Here is a 19199-nt window from a genome sequence, read left to right as displayed (position 1 = left end):
GCGCGCCGCACCCCGCCGGATCCTGATGCCCACGTTGCCGGCCGCAGGTTTCTCCTTCGAATTCGGAATCAAAAACAAATTCCGCCTCGTGTGAACCTTCCGGTGCGCTACCTCGTCGTACGGGTGACAGCGGTTCCGCCCCAGACGAGAAGAGACCCCGATGGCCCCCCGTACCCGAGCAGCACTTCTGACCATGACCGGCCTCTCGGCGATCGGCGTGCTCGCCGGATGCGCCAGCACCGGCACCGCCGACGCCGGATCAGGAACCGCAGGATCCGCCCCGGCCGCCACCACCACCACGCCCGCGGCCGGTTCTGGCGCTACGAGCGGCACGGCCACCACATCCGGCGCCTACAAGGACGGCTCGTACACCGAGCAGGGCACCTACTCGTCGCCCGGCGGCAAAGAGGTCATCAGCGTGAACCTCGTGATCGCGAGCGACGCGGTCAAGGCCGTCACCGTGAAGACCGTCAAGGCCGATCCCACGGCGACGCAGTACCAGAACAAGTTCATCGGTGGCATCGGCGACGCCGTCGTCGGCAAGAAGATCGACGACCTCAACGTCACCAACGTGGCGGGCTCGTCGCTCACCAGCCAGGGTTTCGCCGACGCCCTCGGCAAGATCAAGACCGATGCCAAGGCCTGACGTGCTGGCACCAGCCGTGCTCGAGGCACCGGACGTGCTGGAGGCACCGGACGTGCTCGAGGCGCCGGCCGTGCTCGCAGAGCTCGACGCACCGGCCGTTCTCGACGCGCCCGGCCAGCATCGCTTCGAGGCGATCGGCACCGTGTGGCACATCACGACCGATCGCGCGCTCCCCGCGGACGTGCGCCGCGCGATCGCCGAGCGCATCGAGCGGTTCGACCGCGACTGGTCGCGTTTCCGTGCCGACTCGCTGGTGAGCGCGATCGCCCGCACTCCGGGGCAGTACGTCCTTCCGGCCGATGCTGCGCCCTTGCTCGACCTCTACGCCCGGCTCGACCGCGCGACCGACGGCAGCGTCAACCCCCTGGTGGGGCGCCGCCTCGAGGGTCTCGGCTACGACGCCGCCTACTCGCTGGTCGCGTCGGCCGACCCGGTGGGCGTTCCCGCCTGGAGCGACGCGGCGACCTGGGACGGTCGGGTGCTCACCACCCGCGAGCCCGTGATGCTCGACATCGGGGCGGCCGGCAAGGGTTACCTCGTCGATCTGGTGGCCGGGATCCTTCGGTCTTTCGGGGTCGACGAGTACGTCGTCGATGCCGGGGGAGACCTGCTGCACCGTGGTGCCACGCCGGCCCGGGTCGCCCTGGAGCACCCCGACGACCCGTCGCTCGCCATCGGCGTCATCGAACTCGACAACGCCGCACTGGCCGCTTCGGCGCCGAACCGCCGCACCTGGGGTGACGGTCTCCACCACATCCTCGACGCGCGCACCGGCGAGCCGACCCGTGACGTTCTCGCCACCTGGGCGCTGGCGCCGACGGCGCTCGAGGCCGACGGTCTGGCGACGGCGCTGTTCTTCGGCGGAGTCGACGAGCTGCGAGCCGCGGGGGTCGGTGATCGGTTCGAGGGGCTCAGGATCCTCCGCGGCCCGGTCGTCGAGGCCTCTCCCGTGTTCGAGGCGGTGCTCTTCGCATGACCGCCACCTCGCCCTCCGCGGCCCGGGCGTCGCTCGGCCGATCGCCCCGGAGCCTCTCGACCTGGCTCGACTCCGTCACCGCCCGCGTCACCATGTACCGGCTCGTGCTCATCGCACTGCTGGTCGTGGTCGCGGCTGCCCTCGTGACGAGCGCCGCCGGACTCATCGCCTACGAGCCTCTCGCGATTTTGGCGAACGGCGCGGCGGTCGTCGTCGCAACGCTCGTCAGCAATCGGCTGTTCGCGCTGGTCTTCCGCGTCCGACCGCACACCGAGTCGTCGCTCGTCACGGCGCTGATCCTGCTGCTGCTCTTCCAGCCGTCGCTGACGACCCTCAGCGTGGGAGCGGTCGCCCTCGCCGGCGTGATCGCCTCGGCGTCGAAGTACCTGCTGGCCGTTCGCGGACGCCACGTGGTCAACCCGGCCGCGTTCGCCGCCGTCGTGATCAGCGTCGCGCTGCCGGCGGCCTTCCCCGGGTGGTGGGTCGGCGCTCCGGCTCTGCTCCCGGTCGTTCTCGTGGCCGCCCTCGTCATTCTCCACCGCACCCGCAAGCTGCCGCTCGGAGCCGTCTTCGTCGTGGTCGCCACGGTCGGCGTGACCCTCGCCGGGTTGTCGTTCGGCAGTTCGCTGTCGGCGGCTCTCTCGGCGGCCGTGCTCTCGTCGCCGATCGTGTTCTTCGCCGGATTCATGCTGACCGAGCCCCTGACGCTGCCGCCCCGTCGCTGGCAGCAGCTCGCGTTGGCCGTGGTCGTCGGCGTGCTCTTCGCCGTTCCGTTCCACTTCGGTCCGCTCTACGGCACTTACGAGCTCGCCCTCGTCATCGGGAACATCCTGGCGTTCGCCGTCGGGCAGCGCCGCGGTGTGCGGTTGGAGTTCGTCGAGCGGCGTCGACTGTCGCCGTCGAGCTGGGAGCTGTCGTTCCGCCCAAGGAAGCCGATCCGTTTCCAGGCCGGCCAGTACCTAGAGCTCGGCCTGCCGCACTCCGGTGCCGACACCCGGGGTCAGCGACGCACCTTCAGCATCGTGTCGCCGCCCTCCGAGCGCGACGTCGTCCGCTTCGGCATCAAGACCGCTGATCGTTCGAGCAGCTTCAAGACCCGGCTTCTCGACCTCGACCCCGGCGAGCGAGTCACCGGAACCCTCGTGGGCGGCGACTTCCTCCTGCCGCGCGACGAGTCGGTTCCGCTCCTGCTCGTCGCCGGAGGCATCGGCATCACGCCGTTCGTCAGTCATCTTCGCGACGTGCAGGCCCGGTCCGCCTCCACCGACGCCGTGGTGATCTACTCGGTGTCGACGTCCGACGAGGCCGCCTACCTCGACGAGCTGCCCCTCGGCGGTCGGCTCCGCGGCGTCCTTCTTGCACCGGAGAGCCCGTCGGCGCTTCCCGCCGGGTGGACCTACGGCGGGAGCGGGCCCCTCACCGCCGACCTGCTGCAGAGCACCGTGCCGGACGCCGGGTCGAGGCGCGCCTACGTGGCGGGATCGCCGCGGCTCGTGAGCGGCGTGCGCCGGATCCTGCGCTCCTCGGGTGTGAAACGCGTCGTCACCGACGCCTTCACCGGATACTGAGACGCAGGAGGCGACCATGCCCGAGAAACGAACGCCGCGCGGCGACCGCGGAGCGCTGCTCCAGGCGGTCCACGACGCGCATGCGCCCGCGCTCCACCGGTACGTCGCCCGGCTCACCAGCGATCCCGCTCTCGCCGAAGACATCGTGCAGGAGTCGCTGCTGCGGCTCTGGAAGAACCACTCGCTGCTCGAATCGGACGACCTGGCCGCGCGCCGGTGGCTGTTCACCGTCGCGCGCAACCTCTCGGTCGACGAAGCTCGCAGCGCCAGGAGTCGGCACGAGATCCAGGCGGAGCTCGTGCCCGAGCGCGCCAGCCCGGACGAGACCGACGCCAGCCTGTCGAAGTGGTTGCTGCAAGACGCCCTCAAATCGCTCAGCCGCGAGCATCGGGCCGTCGTGATCGGCGCCTATCACCTAGGGCTGCCGATTGCCGAGCTGGCCGCGCAGGCCGGCGTTCCCGAGGGAACGATCAAATCGCGCCTGCACTACGGCCTGCGGGCCCTCCGGCTGGCACTGCAAGAACGAGGAGTGACCCAATGACGAATCACCCCGGATCGGTTCCCGGAGATCATCCGAGGCGCTGGGACGCCGCCTACGTGCTCGGAGCGCTGACCCCCGCCGAGAGCCTCGAATACGAGGCGTACCTCGACGAGCACCCGGCGGCGCGCGATGACGTCGCCGATCTCGCCCGCCTGCCAGGCCTGCTCCGATCGATCTCGGTCGACGAGGCGGTGGCGCTGCTCGACGACGAGCCGACCCACGACGTCGCCGCCGGCACCTGCACGGTGCAGGCACTCGCCGCTCGCGTCTCGGCCCGTCGACGTCGCCGCCGTGTCGGAGCGAGCCTCGTCGCGGCGGCAGCAGTCGTCGCGCTGGTCGTCGGCGGCTACACGCTGGGAGGCCTCACGGCGGGGGCATCAGGATCCTCGGGACCCTCTGCCGCCATGACGCCCGCGGGCGGAAGCCAAGTCACCGCCGACATCGCCCTCGCCTCGACGAAGTGGGGCTCACGTCTCGACTGGGAGTGCTCGTATGCCACGGCGTGGAAGGGCGGATCGGGGTCGTACGACCTCCTCGTGACCGACGACAGCGGCGCCCAGACCGTCGTGGCCTCGTGGCAGGCGATCGGCGGGAAGGCGACGGGTCTGACGGCGGCGACCGCTATTCCCGCGTCGTCGATCCGGGCCGTGTCGATCACCGTGACGGGCAGCACCGTGCCGCTCGCGACGCGTCACTTCGAATAGCTCGCGCCCCGCGTCGTCGCTGCCGCCTTCGAATTTGAAGGAGAAACGCGTGCAGCACCCCGCCGGATCCTGATGTTTCCGGTTCCGGCGGGGTGCTTTTCCTTCGAATTTGCAAGCGGGGGGCGGCCAGGTCCGGCTAGGCGCGGTGGGTCGGGTGCGGCTCGTGCGGCGCCGAGCTCGGCGCGTCGACGGGTGCCGGTGCGGCGTGAGCGTGAGCATGCGAGCCCGGAGCGGCCGAGGATCCCTCGCCAGCCGTCTCGGCATCGGGGTGCGAGCGCTCGAGCTTCGCGCCTTCCACATCGACGTCGGGCACGATGCGGTCGAGCCACTTCGGGAACCACCAGGCCGACTTGCCGAGCAGGTGCATCGCCGCCGGGATCAGCAGCATGCGCACGACGAAGGCGTCGAGGAGCACACCGAAGGCGAGCCCGAAGCCGATCGGGCGGATTGTCGACGACTCCGAGAAGATGAAGCCGGAGAACACCGAGATCATGATGATCGCCGCGGCCGTCACGACGGCGCGACCGGCGTAGAGGCCGCGCTGAACCGCGATCTTGGCGGGGGCGCCGTGGGCGTACGCCTCGCGCATGCCCGACACCAGGAACAGTTGGTAGTCCATCGCGAGACCGAACAGCACACCGACCTCGATCACGGGCAGGAAGCTCAGGATCGGGGCGGGGTCGTGCACGCCGAACACTGCGCTGGCCCAGCCGAACTGGTAGACCGCGGTGAGGGCGCCGAAGGTCGCGAGCAGCGAGAGCACGAAGCCGGCGGTCGCGGTCAGCGGCACGAGGATCGAACGGAACACGAGGATCAGGATCAGCAGCGACAGCCCGACCACGAGCACGAGGTAGATCGGCAGCGCGGTGGCGAGCTTCTCCGAGACGTCGATGTTGGCGCTGGCGTTGCCCGCGACACCGAGGGTGATGTCACCGGAGTCGGACGTGACGGGCGACATGTCGCGCAGAGCGTGCACGAGGGTCTCGGTCGATTGGCTCGACGGGCCGCCCTTCGGCACGACCTGGAACGCCACGAGCGTGCCGTCGTTCGAGGCGCCGATCGGCACGACCGCCGACACGTCGCTCTTGGCCGAGATGGCATCGCCGACCGTGATCTCCTGCTTCAGGAGGTCGTCGCCGGTCGCCTTCTCTGGCAGATTCGCCACGACGACCAGCGGGCTGTTCTGCCCGGCACCGAACTCCTTCTCGAGGGCCTTGTAGGCCTTGTACTGGCTGGAATCGGTGGCCTCCGACGAGCCGTCGGGCAGGCCGAGCCGCATCTGCATGGCGGGCAGGGCGACGACGCCGAGCACGACGACCCCGACGATGAGGGTGACGACGGCGCGCCAGGTCTTCATCGGCGAGTTCGGCACCCGGGTCGAGCCGGTGTTGCCGATGGCCGCGCGCTCTTTCTTGCGCAGGATCCGGATGCCCACCAAAGAGAGCATCGCCGGCGTGAACGTGATTGCCACGAGGATTGCCACGAGAACCGCCGCAGCGCCGACCGTGCCCATCAGGCCGAGGAACGGAATGCCGGTGACGTTGAGCGCGAGGAGCGCCACGATCACGGTCGAGCCGGCGAAGACGACGGCGTTACCCGAGGTGCCGTTGGCGAGGCCGATCGACTCGTGCAGCTCCATGCCCTGCTTGAGCTGCTTGCGGTGCCTGTTGAGGATGAAGAGGGAGTAGTCGATGCCGACGGCGAGACCCAGCATGATGCCGAGCACCGTCGTGACCGAGTTGAACTCGACCACGCCCGAGAACGCCATGGCGCCGAGTACGGATGCGCCCAGTCCGACGACCGCGCTGAGGAGCGGCAGGATGGCGCCGATGATGGTCGACAGCATGATCAGCAGCACGATGGCCGCCACGATCACGCCGACCACCTCGCCCGGCCCCACGATGCTCGGCACGCCCGCGGCGATGTCGCTCGAGACGTACACGTGCACGCCGTCGATGCCCTTGTCGGACTTCTCGACGATCGCGGTCTTGAGGTCGGGGTCGACCTCGTAGGTTCCGGTGGTGAACTGGACGGAGCCGACGGCGGTGGTGTCGTCTTTCGAGACGAAGCGGATGTTCGACGAGAGGTCGAGCACCTTCGAGTTCAGTTCGAGCGTGGTGCTCTGGGCCTCGAGCTTGGCGGTGCCCTCATCGATCTTCTTCTGGTTGGCCTCGAGGGTCGCGGTCTGCGAGTCGAGCACCGACTGCTGCTGGTCGAGCTGGGCCTTCGCGGCCGCGTACTGACCGGCGGCCTTGGCCTGAGCGACCGCGGAGTCGAGCTGCTTCTGGGCGCCGGCGAGCTGGGTCGTGCCGGCGTCGAGCTGATCCTGCGAGTCGGCGAGGGTCGTCTTCGCGTCGGCGATCTGCGCACGACCATCGACGATCTTCTGCTTGCCGTCGTCGAGCTGCGCCTGCGTCGTGAACGGATCGGTGGTCGCTTTGACTCCCGACATGTCGCCGACGTCTTTCAGCCACGCCGAGATGTCGGACTTCTCGGTCGACGTGAACGCCTTGCCGTCGTCGGTCTCGAAGACGACGCTGCCCGACCCGCCCGAGGCCTTCGGGAACTCATCGGCGAGCTGGTTCGTCACCTTCTCGGTAGCCGTGCCGGGAATGCTGATCGACGACGAGATCGTGCCCTTGAAGAGCGAGAACCCGACACCGGCGAGACCGATGATCACGATCCAGGCGACGATGACGACCCAGTGTCGGCGCGCCGAAAAGCGCCCGAGACGGTAGAGGAGACCGGCCATTGTGGAGCCCGAGCCTTTCAGTTCTGTGCGGTGGAGGAGGTGGGGTGCGCCGGTGAACCCCGGGGAGCCGTCTGGCGACGGACGAATAGGTCAGGAGCCCGAAGAGTAGCCGGATCGGAGTGTGCTCGTGAGGCGGTTCAACAGGTGTCGCCACTGGCTTCGCGAGTCGTCGTCGAGCCGGACGCCGCAGAGCAGCACCCAGCGTTTCGCGATGACCAGGACGCCGCTCATCAGCGAGTGGACCAGGATCTCGACGTCCAGGTCGTCGACCCCGGGGTGGCGGCGGGAGGCTTCGACCAGCAGTCTCTCGGCCACTCGGGTGAACGCCTCGTCGCTGAGCGTGTCGCCGCGCGGATCGTCGACGTCGGGCGCGCCGAGCAGGCGGCCTATGCTGGCGATCGTCGCCGGCAGGTCGGTCGACTCGAGGCTGGCAGTGATCTCGTCGAACAGGGCGAGAAGCGTGTCGGCTCCGACCGGCCGGGTCGCCACGGCCGACACGAAGTCGTCGATGATCACGTCGAGGATCTCGGCGCAGAGCGTCAGGAGGATCTCGTCGATCGACGCGAAGTGGTTGAACACGGTGCGCCGGGCGATGTCGGCGCGTTCGGCCAGTTCGTCGGCGCTGAAGAAGGGCCCGGAGCGTTCCGCGACGAGCGACTTGGCAGCCTCGAGAATGGCCGCACGGTGTCGCGCCTTGAGGGCTGCTCGGCGATCGGGTGCGGTGGTCACCGGGGCAGCGGATGAGGGGCGAGCGTCGGGCACCCGTTCACACTAGGTGCATCGATGCACCGAGTGCACAAGCATGCATGCGATTCGCAGGAAGACCCCGTCGATCTTGCTCACCCTCGACCAGCAGTTGACAGATCCTTAGCTGTGGGCGATCGTCAGCCCATGCCAATGGCCGATCTCGTTCTCGAAGGTGGGGGAGTCAAAGGATCCGGTCTGGTCGGCGCGGTCGCGGCCCTCCAGTCCGGCGACGACCCCTACGTGTTCCAGCGCTACGCCGGTTCCAGTGCCGGAGCCATCGTGGCCGCGCTCCTCGCCGCCGGGTACTCGGTCGGAGAGCTCAAGACCGTCATGGACGAGCTCGACTTCCGCCGCTTCCGCGATCTGCCGCTGCCCTGGCGTGTCGTTCCCGGAGCCGCCACTGTCGGCGCCGCTTTCGGCCTGGTGTTCCGTCGCGGACTGTACCGGACCGCATTTCTCCGCACGTGGATCGCGGAGAAGCTCGCGGCTAAGGGTGTCGAGACATGGGCCGATCTGAGAGACGAGGATCCCGACAGCGCCCTGCCTGCCGAGCGCCGCTACCGGCTCGTCGTCGTCACCTCCAACGTCTCGGCCGGCCGCATGCTGCGCGTGCCGTGGGACGTCCGCGACCAGCTCGGCATCGACCCCGACACGATGCTCGTCGCCGATGCCGTCACCGCGTCCGCGTCGATTCCCTTCTTCTTCCGGCCGAAGCGGCTCGGCCGCGCTCTCGTCGTCGATGGCGGGCTCCTCTCCAACTACCCGATCGCGATCTTCGACCGGCACGACGGGCGATCGGCGCGCTGGCCGACCCTCGGCATCAAGCTGTCCGCCCGGGAGGCGGCAGGCGCCGAGAAACCCGGGGAGGCGCGTTCGATCTTCGCATTCGCGGTGTCGGTCGCACGGACCCTGATCGGTGCGCATGATCGCGTCTATGTCGCGGATCCTTCGTTCGCCTCCCGTACCGTCTTCGTCGACACGACCGGGTACTCCTCGATCCAGTTCGATCTGTCGGCTGTCGACAAGGACGTGCTGTACCGGCGCGGAGTCGCCGCGGGGGAGAAGTTCGTGCGCTGCTGGGACTACGAGAAGTGGAAGGCCGGCGACTATGCCTCGATCATCGCCGGGGTGCCCCGCGACGCCTGACCCGCCCGCCCCGCCCCGTCCGAATTTGAAGGAAAAACGCGAGGCAGCGGCCCCCGATCGGCATGGAGTCGTCGGCCGGGCGCTGTTTCTCCTTCGAATTCGGAGGCGGGGGTCAGGGAACTACTCGCCGTCGCGCTTCGCCTGCTGGCCCGGGTCGCGTCCGGTGATGGGGAAGGGGCCGGTGACGCCCTCGCGGATCGCGGCGATCTGCAGGATCCGGTCGCGCTGCAAGAACCAGCCGAGGATCAGTAGCGGAATGATGATGACGAGCGAGGCGACCGTGATGGTGCCGATCGGCCAGTCGATGGCCATCAGCACCAGCACTGCGACGAGGAACGCCAGGGTGATCCACGAGGTGTAAGGCGCACCGGGCATCCGGAAGGTGGGCGCTTTCGCCTTGCCCTCCTTGACGAACTGGCGGAACTTCATCTGACACAGGATGATCGTCGCCCACGCCGTCACGATGCCGAGGGCCGAGACGTTCAGCACGATCTCGAACGCCTGGTCGGGCACGATCGCGTTGAGGCCGACGCCGAGGAGCGTGATGGCCGCGGTGAGCAGGATTCCGCCATAGGGCACCCCGCCCTTCGACATGACCGTCGTGAACTTCGGGGCAGAGCCGTTCATGCCCATCGAGTGCAGCACGCGACCGGTCGAGTACAGGCCGGCGTTGAGGCTCGACAGAGCCGCGGTCAGCACGACGAAGTTCATGATCGAGCCGGCGATCTCGCCGACCTGGGGGTTGCCGAGGCTGCCGAAGAAGGTGACGAACGGGCTCTCGCCGGCCTTATACGACGTGTAGGGGAGGAGGAGTGAGAGCAGCACGAGCGAGCCGACGTAGAAGACAGCGATGCGGATGATGACCGTGTTGATCGCCCGAGGCACGACCTTCTCGGGATTCTGCGTCTCGCCGGAAGCCGTGCCGACGAGCTCGATCGCCGCGTAGGCGAACACGACGCCCTGGATGATCAGGACGGCCGGCAGCAGACCCTTCGGGAGGATGCCTCCGTTGTCGCGGAGCACGGCGAGACCGGTGTCGATGCTGTTGCCGTCTTGCGTGACCGGGAACGCTGCAGCGAGCCAGACGACGCCGATGATCAAGAAGATCACGAGGGCCGTGACCTTGATGAGAGCGAACCAGAACTCCATCTCGCCGAAGACCTTCACGGCCACGAGATTCAGGCTGAGCACCACGGCCAGCGCGATGAGCGCGAGAAGCCACTGGGGCGCCGACGTGAAGGCACTCCAGTACTGCAGGTAGAGGGCTACAGCGGTGGTGTCGACGATGGCGGTCATCGCCCAGTTCAAGAAGTACATCCAGCCGGCCGCGTAGGCGAACTTCTCACCGAAGAACTCGCGGGCGTACGAGATGAACGAGCCGGACGACGGGCGATGCAGCACCAGCTCGCCGAGCGCGCGCAGGATGAAGAACGCGAACACGCCGCAGATGGCGAACACGATCGCGAGGGCCGGGCCCGCCGTCGCGAGGCGCCCGCCGGCGCCGAGGAACAGCCCGGTGCCGATCGCGCCGCCGATGGCGATCATCTGCAACTGGCGCGGCTTCAGGCCTTGATGAAAGCCCTCCTGCTCGTGCGAGAAGTCTTGGGCGACGAACTCGTCATTCGCCGTGCTGTCGGGGCCGGCTGCCTTTTTCGGGGAGCCAGTGCCCCCCGTGGTGGGGGTCGTCATTGCGGCACGGTACAAGTATTCCAGGCTCGCCGCCAGTCGGCATTTCAGGATCCGCGGGGTGGTTCTCAGCGGGCACCGGGTGACAACCCGGCAAACGTCTTGGAGAAAACGGGCGTTCTCGAAGACGCCGTCACTAGGTTGATGAGCGTGTCACTAGCTCCCCTCGACCGGCCCCGCCGCCCCGTCTCCATCAGCACTCGCGCTCTCTCCGACGACCTCGCGCAGTTCTCCGTGCCCGGCCAGGTGCTCGGTTACGTCCGCTCGCAGTGGAACGGCTTCGCCGCCCTCCGCGGGGTACATCTGGCATCCGCGCAGCTCGTCGGAACCTACGCGACTCGCGGCCTGGCGCTCGAGGCTCTGCGGCTGCGCCCTCGCTCGATCTAGTACTCCGTAGGCTGGGTCGATGACCTGGTTACAGCCCGTCCTGTCCGTGGCCGCGGCCGTCGTGATCGCCTTCGTGGTGTCGGCGATCGTCTCCCTCGTGTTCAAGCTCGTCGCCAAGAGGGAGGAGTGGGCGTCGCGCCTCGTCGCACGGGTGCGTCGGCCGTTCCGAGTGACCCTGCTGGTGGCCCTCGTGTGGATCGCGTTCTCGCTGTCGATGGACGACGTGGCACCGAAATACCTGGGGCACGAGATCGTGGCCCAGGTGTTCCGGTGCCTGTTGATCGTCGTCGTGGCGTGGCTCATCGGATCCTTGGCCATCTTCTTCGAAGACCTCGGGCTCGCCCGCTACCGTCTCGATCAGCCCGACAACCGGGTCGCCCGGCGTCTGCGCACGCAGGTGCTGATCATCCGGCGTCTGACGGTCGCGTTGATCGTGATCATCGCGGGTGGCGCGATCCTGCTCGGCTTCCCGGGCGTCGAGGCCGTCGGCGCCAGCGTCCTGGCGAGCGCCGGCCTCGTCTCGGTGATCGCCGGTCTCGCGGCCCAGTCGACTCTCGCGAACGTCTTCGCCGGGATTCAGCTCGCCTTCAGTGATGCGCTGCGGGTCGACGACGTCGTGGTCGTCGAGACCGAGTGGGGCCGCATCGAAGAGATCACCCTCACCTATGTCGTCGTCCACATCTGGGACGACCGCCGCATGGTGCTGCCCTCGACGTACTTCACGACGACCCCGTTCCAGAGCTGGACGAGGCGCAACTCGGAGTTGCTCGGCTCGGTCGACTTCGACCTCGACTGGAGAGTGACGCCGGGATCGATGCGACAGGAGCTCGACCGGATCCTCGACTCCACCGAGCTGTGGGATCAGCGTGTCAAGGTGCTGCAGGTGACGGACGCCGTGGGGGGTTTCGTGCACGTGCGCATTCTCGTATCGGCGGTCGACTCCGCATCGTTGTTCGACCTGCGGTGCCTCGTGCGTGAAGAGCTGATCTCGTGGATGCACGAGCACAGCCCGCAGTCGATGCCGCGCACCCGCGTGCAGATGGCCGAGCAGGAGGTCGCACCGCGCGGCGCGAAGCCGAAGTCGACCGCGGGGGAGTCGGCCCTCTTCACCGGCGAGAACGCCGACGCCGACCGGGCCGCGCTCTTCACGACGTCCATTCCCGTGATCGATCGCGACGAGGTCTAGCCGCATAACGACGCGGTTCGGCCCAACCGACCTGGCGCGCCACGTCGATTCGGCCGAACCGCGTCGGTTCGCTCGCTTGGATCAGTCGGCGTCGTTGGCCGCGTCGACGACGTTGCCGACCGCGATCGCGGTCGATGCGGCCCAGGCGACCCAGAGCAGCACGAGGCGCCAGTCACGCGGACCGCTCTTCGTGGCCTTCAGCGCGCTGAAGCCGCTGAACGCCGCGCTGATGATGGCTCCGTTGAAAAGAAACTTGCGCACGCAGTACTCCTAAAGTCGAGGAATTCCGAGCGTACCCGGACGCAGCCCCGTCCTGCCCGATCGCCGCTGTCCGCCCACGACACCGCAACCCACTAGGGTTTCAATTCTCATGAAGACAGCCCTCATCGGCGCGGGTCTCGCTGTGGTCGGCATCGTCGCCGCGCTCACGGGAATCCTGTCGCCCTCCGCCCTCGTCGAACTCCTCGACCGCGTCGCCCCCGTTCTCGGTTTCGTGATCGGTCTGACGATCGTCGCCGACCTCGCCGCCGAGGCGGGTCTGTTTGCCTGGCTTGCCAGCGCTGCGGCTCGTTTCTCGCTCGGCCGAGTGTGGGTGCTCTGGCTGCTGGTCGTCGTGCTCTCCGTGCTCTGCACGGTGTTCCTGTCGCTCGACACGACCGCCGTGCTGCTCACGCCGGTCGTCGTGCTCGTGGCCCGCCGGGTGGGAGCATCGCCGCTCCCGTTCGCCTTTACGGCCATCTGGATCGCGAACTGTGGATCGCTCCTGCTGCCGGTGTCGAACCTGACCAACCTGCTGGCCGTGCATGCGCTCGGCAACCCCGCACCGCTCTCGTACGCGGCATTGGTCGGGCCCGCGGCGGCGGTCGGGATCCTCGTCCCGGTCGTCGCCATCGCGATCCGCTACCGGCGTGAGCTGTCGGGGCGTTTTCCGGCCGTCTCGTCCGAACCCGCCTCCGACCGGCCGCTCTTCGTCGTCGCGGCCGTGGTCGTCGTGCTGCTCGTTCCGGCTCTGGTCTCGGGCATCGAGGTTTGGATTCCGGCGGCGGGTGCCGCTCTCGTGCTCGTCGTGGCGTTCGCGATCCGGCGCCGGGCCGCATTGAAGCTCACGCTGGTGCCGTGGGGAACGCTCTTGTTCGCGTCCGGTCTCTTCCTCGTCGTGGCGGCCGCTCAGGCGCTCGGGCTTGCTCGGCTGCTCGGCGACTTGGTGGGCACCGGCGACGACTTCGGGTCGCTGCTCCGTCTGTCGGGGGGCGCCGCCCTGTCGGCCAACGCCGTCAACAACCTTCCCGCCTATCTGGCGCTCGAGCCGGTCGGCGGCTCCGAGCTGCGGCTGGTCGCGATCCTCATCGGCGTCAACCTCGGCTGCATCGTGACGCCGTGGGCTTCGCTCGCGACGCTGCTGTGGCACGGCCGACTTGCCGCCCTCGACGTCGAGGTGCCGTGGAAGAGGTTCATCCTCGCCGGCCTCGTGCTCACCGTCGTGATGCTGCCGCTGTCGATCCTGGCGCTGGTCGCCCTCTAGTCGGCGTCGTTCCGCCGCCGTGTCACGTCAACGAAGAATCCGCTAGCGCACCCACACGACAGTGCCGTTGAGGTCGCTCAGCACGGCGGCGATACCCGCGCGCAAGGCCCGGCCCGCTCGCTCGTCGGTGAACGTCGAGGCGTCGTAGTGGCTCGGGGTGCCGAGACCCTCGCCACGGAACCCAGCGCCGGTCCAGTCGGCCGCGGTGACGTTCGAGGTCGGCTCGGCGATCTCGGCGCCCAGCACCAGGAACTGCTGGTGCAGGGCACTGGGCGAGAGGGCGGCGAGCGGGTCGACCATGGCGTTGCCGACGCTGATCACCAGGTCGGCCTTCCTCTCGACCGCTCTCGTGACGGCAGCGAGCCGGTCGTCAGCGGACGAAGCGACGACGGGCGTCACCCTCACATCAGCCGAGGAGGCCCACGACTTCACCGAGCGGACCAGCGTTCGTGTCGCGGCGTCGTCTCCGCTCGACAGGAGGACGACCCGGTATCCGGCCGGCGGGTGCACGGCGTCCCACGAGCCGGGCTCGGGGCGGAGCGTTCCTTCCGGCGCGGGCGGCTTGTCGGGGTCGTAGAAACCGGCACCGAGCGCCGAGGCGGAGCTCGTGACGGTTGGCGCCGAATCGGTCCCGTTCGAGTCGATCCCGGTGGGCGACAGTGCGCTGCCGCACCCGCTGAGGAGGAGCGCCGCGGTGACGGCGAGCGGCCCCAGGGCGAGGAATGCGCGGCTCTTCACGAGATCTCCCGACGTGTGATGGTGCGTGATCGCCACAATGCAATCACGGCGATCGGGCGCGAAAGGGGCGAGCGTCGATCTGTCTGCGGGCCGGTCACCGACTGTTCCCCTCCCGTCCACCCGCACGCGCAATCGTCTTGCCAGTGACCCGTCTCAGCAGTGCCCTGCTCCTTCTCGCCCTCCTCGCGGCGTCCGTGTTCGTCGGCGCTTCGGCTGCCTCAGCCCACGGATTCTCGTCCGTCGTGTACGCGCACGTCTCGTCGACCGAGCCGGAGCGCGTGCAGGCGAAGCTCGCCCTCGAGTACGACCTGACGCTGGTGTCGGTGGGCACCAGCGAGAAAGACGACGCCTTCTATCGCGTGGGCCAGAAGGCCTGGGACGACGGCGACTATCCCGGCATGGTCGAGGCGGCGGAGCAGAACCACGACGCCCTGGCCGACTACGTGTCGAAGCGGTTCAGCGTGAGGGCGGCCGGCGGCGAGCAGTGCACCGCCGAACTGCAGAAGAACGTCACCGTCGACCTCCAGGACGAGGTGCCCTACGCGAACCTCGTCGTCGACTACAGCTGCCCGGCCCCGTCGAAGACTCGGAGCGGGCACACGGTCACGTCGACGCTCTTTCCCGACAGCGAGACGTTCGTGACCGGCACCAAGACGATCGTGGTCTACGCCGTCGACGGGAAACAAGGATCCGCGACCCTCGACGCTCAGCAGAAGTCGTTCTCGACCGAGCAGACCTCGTTCCAGCGGTTCGGTGAGTTCTTCCGCCTCGGGGCCGAGCACCTCCTCGGCGGCATCGACCACCTGCTGTTCCTCGTCGCGCTGATCGCCGGATCGCGTCGGCTCCGGGAGGTCGTCCTGGCCGCGTCGGCGTTCACCGTCGCGCACTCCATCACGTTCATCCTCGCCGCTCTCGGCGTCGTCAGTCCGCCGTCGATCGTCGTGGAGCCGCTCATCGCCCTGTCGATCGCTGCGGTCGCCGGGTGGTATCTGTGGCGGCTCTGGCGTCGTCGCTCCGGCGCCGACGAGCTCGTCGTGCCGGCGTCGGCAGGGCACTTCGCCCTCGATCGTGCCGGCTGGTCCCGACTCGCGGTGGTCTTCGGATTCGGCCTCATCCACGGGCTCGGCTTCGCGGGAGCCCTGGGCATCCACGAGGCGTTCTCGGGGCAGTTGCTGATCTCGCTGCTGATCTTCAACGTCGGAATCGAGGCGGTCCAGCTGGCGATCATCGTCCTCGTGTTCCCGCCCCTGTCGGTGCTCCGCAAGCGGGCACACCGGGCGTCACTCGTCGTGACCGGCATCGTCACGGCGGGGGTGTTCGTGATGGGGATGATCTGGTTCGTCGAGAGAGTAGCCGCGGGCTGAGGTCGGCCGGGCCGGATCCTGCGTTCCGTGCAAGAAGGCCATTCAGCGTTTACTTATCGTTTGTGCGGCTTCGGCAAAGTCTTTCGTGCATGACCTCCTCTGATCACGAGAAACGGACCATACGCATGAGCTTCACCACAGTCGCCGCCAGCCGGCGCAGATCGACCTCACTCCGTGTCGGCGGGGTGTTCCTCGGGGCAGCGCTGCTCGCCGGCGCCTCCTTCATCGGCACCAGCCAGGCGGAAGCCGCCACGAACACCCCCACCAGCAACATCTCGGCCACTGGCGCGCCGATCCACATTCTGCTCGGCGTCGGCGCAACTGAGAGCCAGCGCATCGCCTCCTGGTACTTCCCGACGAACGTCGACCAGTCGCTCGTGATTCAGAAGACCAGCGAGATGACCGGCGGCGCCTTCACTCCGGCCGCGCAGACCATCTCCGCCAGCAAGGCGCTGAACACGGCTGCCGACACGAGCACCACCGACTCGAACACGAAGTCGATCCCCGGCATCACCGCGGAGTCGGGCTACATCAACGCGCACGCGACGATCTCCGACCTGCAGCCGAACACCAGCTACACCTACCGCGTCGGCGCGGCGGACGGCAGCGCCTGGTCGACGTCGTACACGTTCACGACGAAGAGCTTCTCGGGTGACTTCGACTTCCTGTTCTTCGGCGACCCGCAGATCGGCTCGTCGGGCTTCACCGACGACGACGGCGCCGGCTGGGCTGCGACGCTCAACTACGCCACCACGAACACGCCGAACGCCGAGCTCCTCGTCTCGGGCGGCGACCAGATCGAGCACGCCAACAACGAGTACGAGTGGGGCGCCTTCGCCGACAGCTCGTCCATCCTGAAGCAGTACCCCTGGGCTTCGACGATCGGCAACCACGACGTGGGCGGCAAGTCGTACGAGCAGCACAACAAGGTGCCGAACTCGCTCAAGGTGCCAGACTTCTACCCGGGCGGCGCGACGACGACGACCTCGGGCGGCGACTACTGGTACATGTACAAGGGCGTCCTGTTCATCGACATCAACTCGAACGCCTACTCCGGCGGCTCCGACGCTCAGCACGTGAGCTACGTCCGCGACGTCATCAACCGCTATGGCGACGACGCGAAGTGGACCGCGCTCGTCTACCACCACTCGATCTACTCGCCGGCCGACCACGCGAACGACACCGACAACCAGCAGCGTCGCTTCGACTTCACGAAGGCCTTCTCGGATCTCGGCGTCGACGTCGTGCTCCAGGGCCACGACCACAGCTACTCGCGCAGCTACGCCATCAAGAACGGCAAGAAGGCGAACAAGGCCGAGCAGCCCGCAGCCCCCGAGGTCTTCGCCGGCCCCGGCGGAGTCATCTACGTGACCGCTAACTCGGCCTCCGGCTCGAAGTACTACGACCTCACCACGCCCGACGCCACCCAGGGCGGCTACGGAGCCGACCCGCTCGACCCCACCGGCAAGCGCCACTGGGCCAACTCGGTCGAGAACCAGGAGCACGTCCGCACCTACACGAAGGTGTCGGTCACCGATTCGAAGCTCAAGGTCGACACCGTCCGGGCCGGTGACTGCTCCGCTCCGAACTCGGCCGTCGTCAACGGCAAGGTCTCGAGCTGCGGCGTCACGCTTCAGCCGACGGCCACCGCCGACCCGGCCGCGATCGGTTCGCTCGTCGACAGCTTCACGCTTCTCGGGGCGCTTCCGACGACCACCACCACGGTGAGCGTCTCGAAGTCGTCGCAGGCCTACGGGTCGGCTTCGCCGGTGACTGTCACCGCGACCGTCTCGGGCGGAATCGGCACGCAGGGCGGCGAGGTCACCTTCTTCGAGGGCACCACGAAGCTCGGCACGGCGACCGCGACAAACGGCAAGGCCAGCCTCACGCTCCCGAAGACCTTCGCGATCGGCAGCCACGCCATCACGGCGTCGTTCGCGAACGACTCGGAATACTCAGGATCCGACTCGGCGTCGAAGAGCACGGCGGTCACGGTCACCAAAGCTCCCTCGACCACGACCCTGAAGTACTCGGCCAAGAAGGTCACCGTCTCGGTCAAGGCGTCCGGCCTCACGGTCGGCGGCACCGCGACGATCAAGGACGGCACGACATCGATCAAGAAGGTCACGATCGCGTCCGGCACCGGGTCGGCAACGGTCTCGCTGAAGAAGGGCACGCACAAGCTGCACGTCGTCTTCTCGGCGACGCCCAAGATCGCCTCCAGCACCAGCTCCACGCTGTCGGTGACGGTCAAGTAGCCCGAATGGCACGACGGCGCTGAGTCGCCGAGAGTGCAGAAACGGCCCCCGAACTACGGTTCGGGGGCCGTTTTCGTGCACTCGCCAGGGCACGAAAAGAAGGCGCGACTAGCGGGCGAGCTCGACGCGCGGGGCGGCAGCCGCGCGGCCTTCCTGCAGTGCCACACGAGCGAATGCCAGCGTCTCGCGGAGCAGTGCAAGCCGGACCGTGTCGGATCCTGCCTTCTTGGTATTTACCTCGGCGATGATGGATCCCGACCAGTCCCGCGCCGCCAACTCGCGGAGCACTGCGGCGACCGGCTCTTTGCCGCGGCCAGGTACGAGGTGCTCGTCGAAGATGCCCCCATCGTCCGAGACGCGCGAGCCGTCGCAGAGGTGCACGTGGCGGAGACGTCCGTCGAGGGCCCGGGCCAGCTCGAGCGAGTCGCGGCCCGACAGCGAGGCGTGCGAGAAGTCGAGGGTGGCGGCGTCGCAGTCCATCAGGCTCGGATCCCAGCCGGGCGCGTACATCTTCATCGACCGACCCGCGATCTTCCACGGGAACATGTTCTCGACGGCGACGGTGACTTCGTAGCGGCAGGCCACCGCGCGCACGACGTCGAGGAACTCCTCGGCGTAGCCCTGCTGCCAGCGGAACGGCGGGTGCACGACGACCGTCGACGCACCCACTTCGCGGGCGAGTTCGGCCGACCGCTCGAGCTTGACTCGCTGGTCGCGGCCCCAGACGAAGTGCGTGAGCAACAACACGGGTGCGTGGATTGAGAGGACCGGTTGCCCCGTGTCGCGAGAGATCTCGAGGATCCGAGACGCGCGGTGCGTCGCCGGATCGTTCGTGACCATGATCTCGACGCCGTCGAATCCGACCTCGCGCGACAGCGAGAAGGCTTCGGCGAGGCCGAGGGGGAAAGCGCAGGAGGTGCTCATGCCGACGCGAATCATGCCGCCACGGTAGATCGTGCATGTGGCGTATCAGTGAAC

At 68.1% G+C, this 19199-nt stretch carries 17 protein-coding genes; 11 read left to right on the top strand and 6 right to left on the bottom strand.

Going from position 1 to position 19199, the window contains the following annotated elements:
* Positions 1-160 precede the first annotated feature (160 nt).
* Genes ASF54_RS03745 through ASF54_RS03725 form a run of 5 tightly spaced genes read left to right on the top strand, consistent with a single transcriptional unit; the run spans position 161 to position 4435 of the window.
* Positions 161-646: a hypothetical protein gene (locus tag ASF54_RS03745; RefSeq protein WP_084815923.1), complete on the top strand. Its 486-nt coding sequence runs from the start codon at positions 161-163 to the stop codon at positions 644-646.
* Positions 633-1622 (top strand): FAD:protein FMN transferase, encoded by a 990-nt coding sequence (locus ASF54_RS03740; RefSeq protein ID WP_084815922.1) that lies wholly within the window; start codon positions 633-635, stop codon positions 1620-1622. Before ASF54_RS03745 ends, ASF54_RS03740 begins: the two co-directional genes overlap by 14 nt.
* Entirely contained in the window at positions 1619-3190 is a 1572-nt protein-coding gene (locus ASF54_RS03735) for an FAD-dependent oxidoreductase (protein WP_055958970.1), read from the top strand. Before ASF54_RS03740 ends, ASF54_RS03735 begins: the two co-directional genes overlap by 4 nt.
* Before the next feature lie 16 nt (positions 3191-3206).
* Positions 3207-3731: a sigma-70 family RNA polymerase sigma factor gene (locus ASF54_RS03730; protein ID WP_055958967.1), complete on the top strand. Its 525-nt coding sequence runs from the start codon at positions 3207-3209 to the stop codon at positions 3729-3731.
* Positions 3728-4435: an anti-sigma factor family protein gene (locus ASF54_RS03725; RefSeq protein ID WP_055958964.1), complete on the top strand. Its 708-nt coding sequence runs from the start codon at positions 3728-3730 to the stop codon at positions 4433-4435. The genes ASF54_RS03730 and ASF54_RS03725 overlap by 4 nt, the downstream gene beginning before the upstream one ends.
* Before the next feature lie 136 nt (positions 4436-4571).
* On the opposite strand, the gene ASF54_RS03720 is transcribed toward ASF54_RS03725, so the two are convergent.
* Both ASF54_RS03720 and ASF54_RS03715 read right to left on the bottom strand, forming a co-directional pair.
* A complete protein-coding gene (locus ASF54_RS03720; RefSeq protein WP_055958960.1) occupies positions 4572-7187 on the bottom strand; it encodes an MMPL family transporter in 2616 nt (871 codons plus the stop codon).
* 90 nt (positions 7188-7277) lie between these two features.
* A complete protein-coding gene (locus tag ASF54_RS03715) occupies positions 7278-7916 on the bottom strand; it encodes a TetR/AcrR family transcriptional regulator (protein ID WP_162237093.1) in 639 nt (212 codons plus the stop codon).
* Between the two features lie 162 nt (positions 7917-8078).
* On the opposite strand from ASF54_RS03715, the gene ASF54_RS03710 reads away from it, so the two are divergent.
* Positions 8079-9080, top strand: a complete 1002-nt coding sequence (locus ASF54_RS03710; RefSeq protein ID WP_162237092.1) for a patatin-like phospholipase family protein — start codon at positions 8079-8081, stop codon at positions 9078-9080.
* 120 nt (positions 9081-9200) lie between these two features.
* On the opposite strand, the gene ASF54_RS03705 is transcribed toward ASF54_RS03710, so the two are convergent.
* The gene (locus ASF54_RS03705) at positions 9201-10769 is read right to left on the bottom strand and encodes an amino acid permease (protein ID WP_084815919.1); all 1569 of its coding nucleotides are present in this window, start codon (positions 10767-10769) and stop codon (positions 9201-9203) included.
* 147 nt (positions 10770-10916) lie between these two features.
* Between ASF54_RS03705 and ASF54_RS03700 the strand changes: the two genes are divergently transcribed.
* Both ASF54_RS03700 and ASF54_RS03695 read left to right on the top strand, forming a co-directional pair.
* Positions 10917-11153, top strand: coding sequence for a hypothetical protein (locus tag ASF54_RS03700; protein ID WP_157510005.1), 237 nt, complete (start codon positions 10917-10919; stop codon positions 11151-11153).
* 19 nt (positions 11154-11172) lie between these two features.
* Positions 11173-12339: a mechanosensitive ion channel family protein gene (locus ASF54_RS03695; RefSeq protein ID WP_055958953.1), complete on the top strand. Its 1167-nt coding sequence runs from the start codon at positions 11173-11175 to the stop codon at positions 12337-12339.
* Between the two features lie 81 nt (positions 12340-12420).
* Here the strand turns inward: ASF54_RS03695 and ASF54_RS03690 are convergent, their stop codons facing one another.
* A complete protein-coding gene (locus ASF54_RS03690) occupies positions 12421-12600 on the bottom strand; it encodes a hypothetical protein (RefSeq protein ID WP_055958951.1) in 180 nt (59 codons plus the stop codon).
* Positions 12601-12622: 22 nt separating this feature from the next.
* Between ASF54_RS03690 and ASF54_RS03685 the strand changes: the two genes are divergently transcribed.
* A complete protein-coding gene (locus tag ASF54_RS03685; protein ID WP_326934335.1) occupies positions 12623-13861 on the top strand; it encodes an SLC13 family permease in 1239 nt (412 codons plus the stop codon).
* A 42-nt stretch (positions 13862-13903) separates the two neighbouring features.
* On the opposite strand, the gene ASF54_RS03680 is transcribed toward ASF54_RS03685, so the two are convergent.
* Complete coding sequence (locus ASF54_RS03680; RefSeq protein WP_084816132.1) at positions 13904-14599, bottom strand: hypothetical protein; 696 nt, start codon at positions 14597-14599, stop codon at positions 13904-13906.
* A 143-nt stretch (positions 14600-14742) separates the two neighbouring features.
* Between ASF54_RS03680 and ASF54_RS03675 the strand changes: the two genes are divergently transcribed.
* Together ASF54_RS03675 and ASF54_RS03670 are read left to right on the top strand one after the other, a co-directional pair.
* Positions 14743-15963, top strand: coding sequence for a HupE/UreJ family protein (locus tag ASF54_RS03675; RefSeq protein WP_055958945.1), 1221 nt, complete (start codon positions 14743-14745; stop codon positions 15961-15963).
* Positions 15964-16088: 125 nt separating this feature from the next.
* On the top strand, positions 16089-18221 hold the full coding sequence (locus ASF54_RS03670) for an Ig-like domain repeat protein (RefSeq protein ID WP_055958943.1): 2133 nt from the start codon (positions 16089-16091) through the stop codon (positions 18219-18221).
* Between the two features lie 108 nt (positions 18222-18329).
* Here the strand turns inward: ASF54_RS03670 and ASF54_RS03665 are convergent, their stop codons facing one another.
* Positions 18330-19160 carry a sugar phosphate isomerase/epimerase family protein gene (locus ASF54_RS03665; protein ID WP_055958940.1) on the bottom strand — a complete coding sequence of 277 codons (831 nt, stop codon included), beginning with the start codon at positions 19158-19160 and terminating at the stop codon, positions 18330-18332.
* Positions 19161-19199: the final 39 nt, after the last annotated feature.

The sequence above is a fragment of the Frondihabitans sp. Leaf304 genome (assembly GCF_001423105.1).
In the GTDB taxonomy this organism is placed as follows: domain Bacteria; phylum Actinomycetota; class Actinomycetes; order Actinomycetales; family Microbacteriaceae; genus Frondihabitans.
Note: the sequence above shows the minus strand (reverse complement) of the source record. Positions and strands in the feature narration are given on the sequence as shown.

What these genes read in the sequence shown, in the direction of transcription:
- ASF54_RS03745 (WP_084815923.1), top strand. Translation starts at nt 161, where the DNA reads ATGGCCCCCCGTACCCGAGCAGCACTTCTGACCATGACCGGCCTCTCG.
- ASF54_RS03740 (WP_084815922.1), top strand. Translation starts at nt 633, where the DNA reads ATGCCAAGGCCTGACGTGCTGGCACCAGCCGTGCTCGAGGCACCGGAC.
- ASF54_RS03735 (WP_055958970.1), top strand. Translation starts at nt 1,619, where the DNA reads ATGACCGCCACCTCGCCCTCCGCGGCCCGGGCGTCGCTCGGCCGATCG.
- ASF54_RS03730 (WP_055958967.1), top strand. Translation starts at nt 3,207, where the DNA reads ATGCCCGAGAAACGAACGCCGCGCGGCGACCGCGGAGCGCTGCTCCAG.
- ASF54_RS03725 (WP_055958964.1), top strand. Translation starts at nt 3,728, where the DNA reads ATGACGAATCACCCCGGATCGGTTCCCGGAGATCATCCGAGGCGCTGG.
- ASF54_RS03720 (WP_055958960.1), bottom strand. Translation starts at nt 7,187, where the DNA reads ATGGCCGGTCTCCTCTACCGTCTCGGGCGCTTTTCGGCGCGCCGACAC.
- ASF54_RS03710 (WP_162237092.1), top strand. Translation starts at nt 8,079, where the DNA reads ATGCCAATGGCCGATCTCGTTCTCGAAGGTGGGGGAGTCAAAGGATCC.
- ASF54_RS03705 (WP_084815919.1), bottom strand. Translation starts at nt 10,769, where the DNA reads ATGACGACCCCCACCACGGGGGGCACTGGCTCCCCGAAAAAGGCAGCC.
- ASF54_RS03695 (WP_055958953.1), top strand. Translation starts at nt 11,173, where the DNA reads ATGACCTGGTTACAGCCCGTCCTGTCCGTGGCCGCGGCCGTCGTGATC.
- ASF54_RS03670 (WP_055958943.1), top strand. Translation starts at nt 16,089, where the DNA reads ATGAGCTTCACCACAGTCGCCGCCAGCCGGCGCAGATCGACCTCACTC.
- ASF54_RS03665 (WP_055958940.1), bottom strand. Translation starts at nt 19,160, where the DNA reads ATGATTCGCGTCGGCATGAGCACCTCCTGCGCTTTCCCCCTCGGCCTC.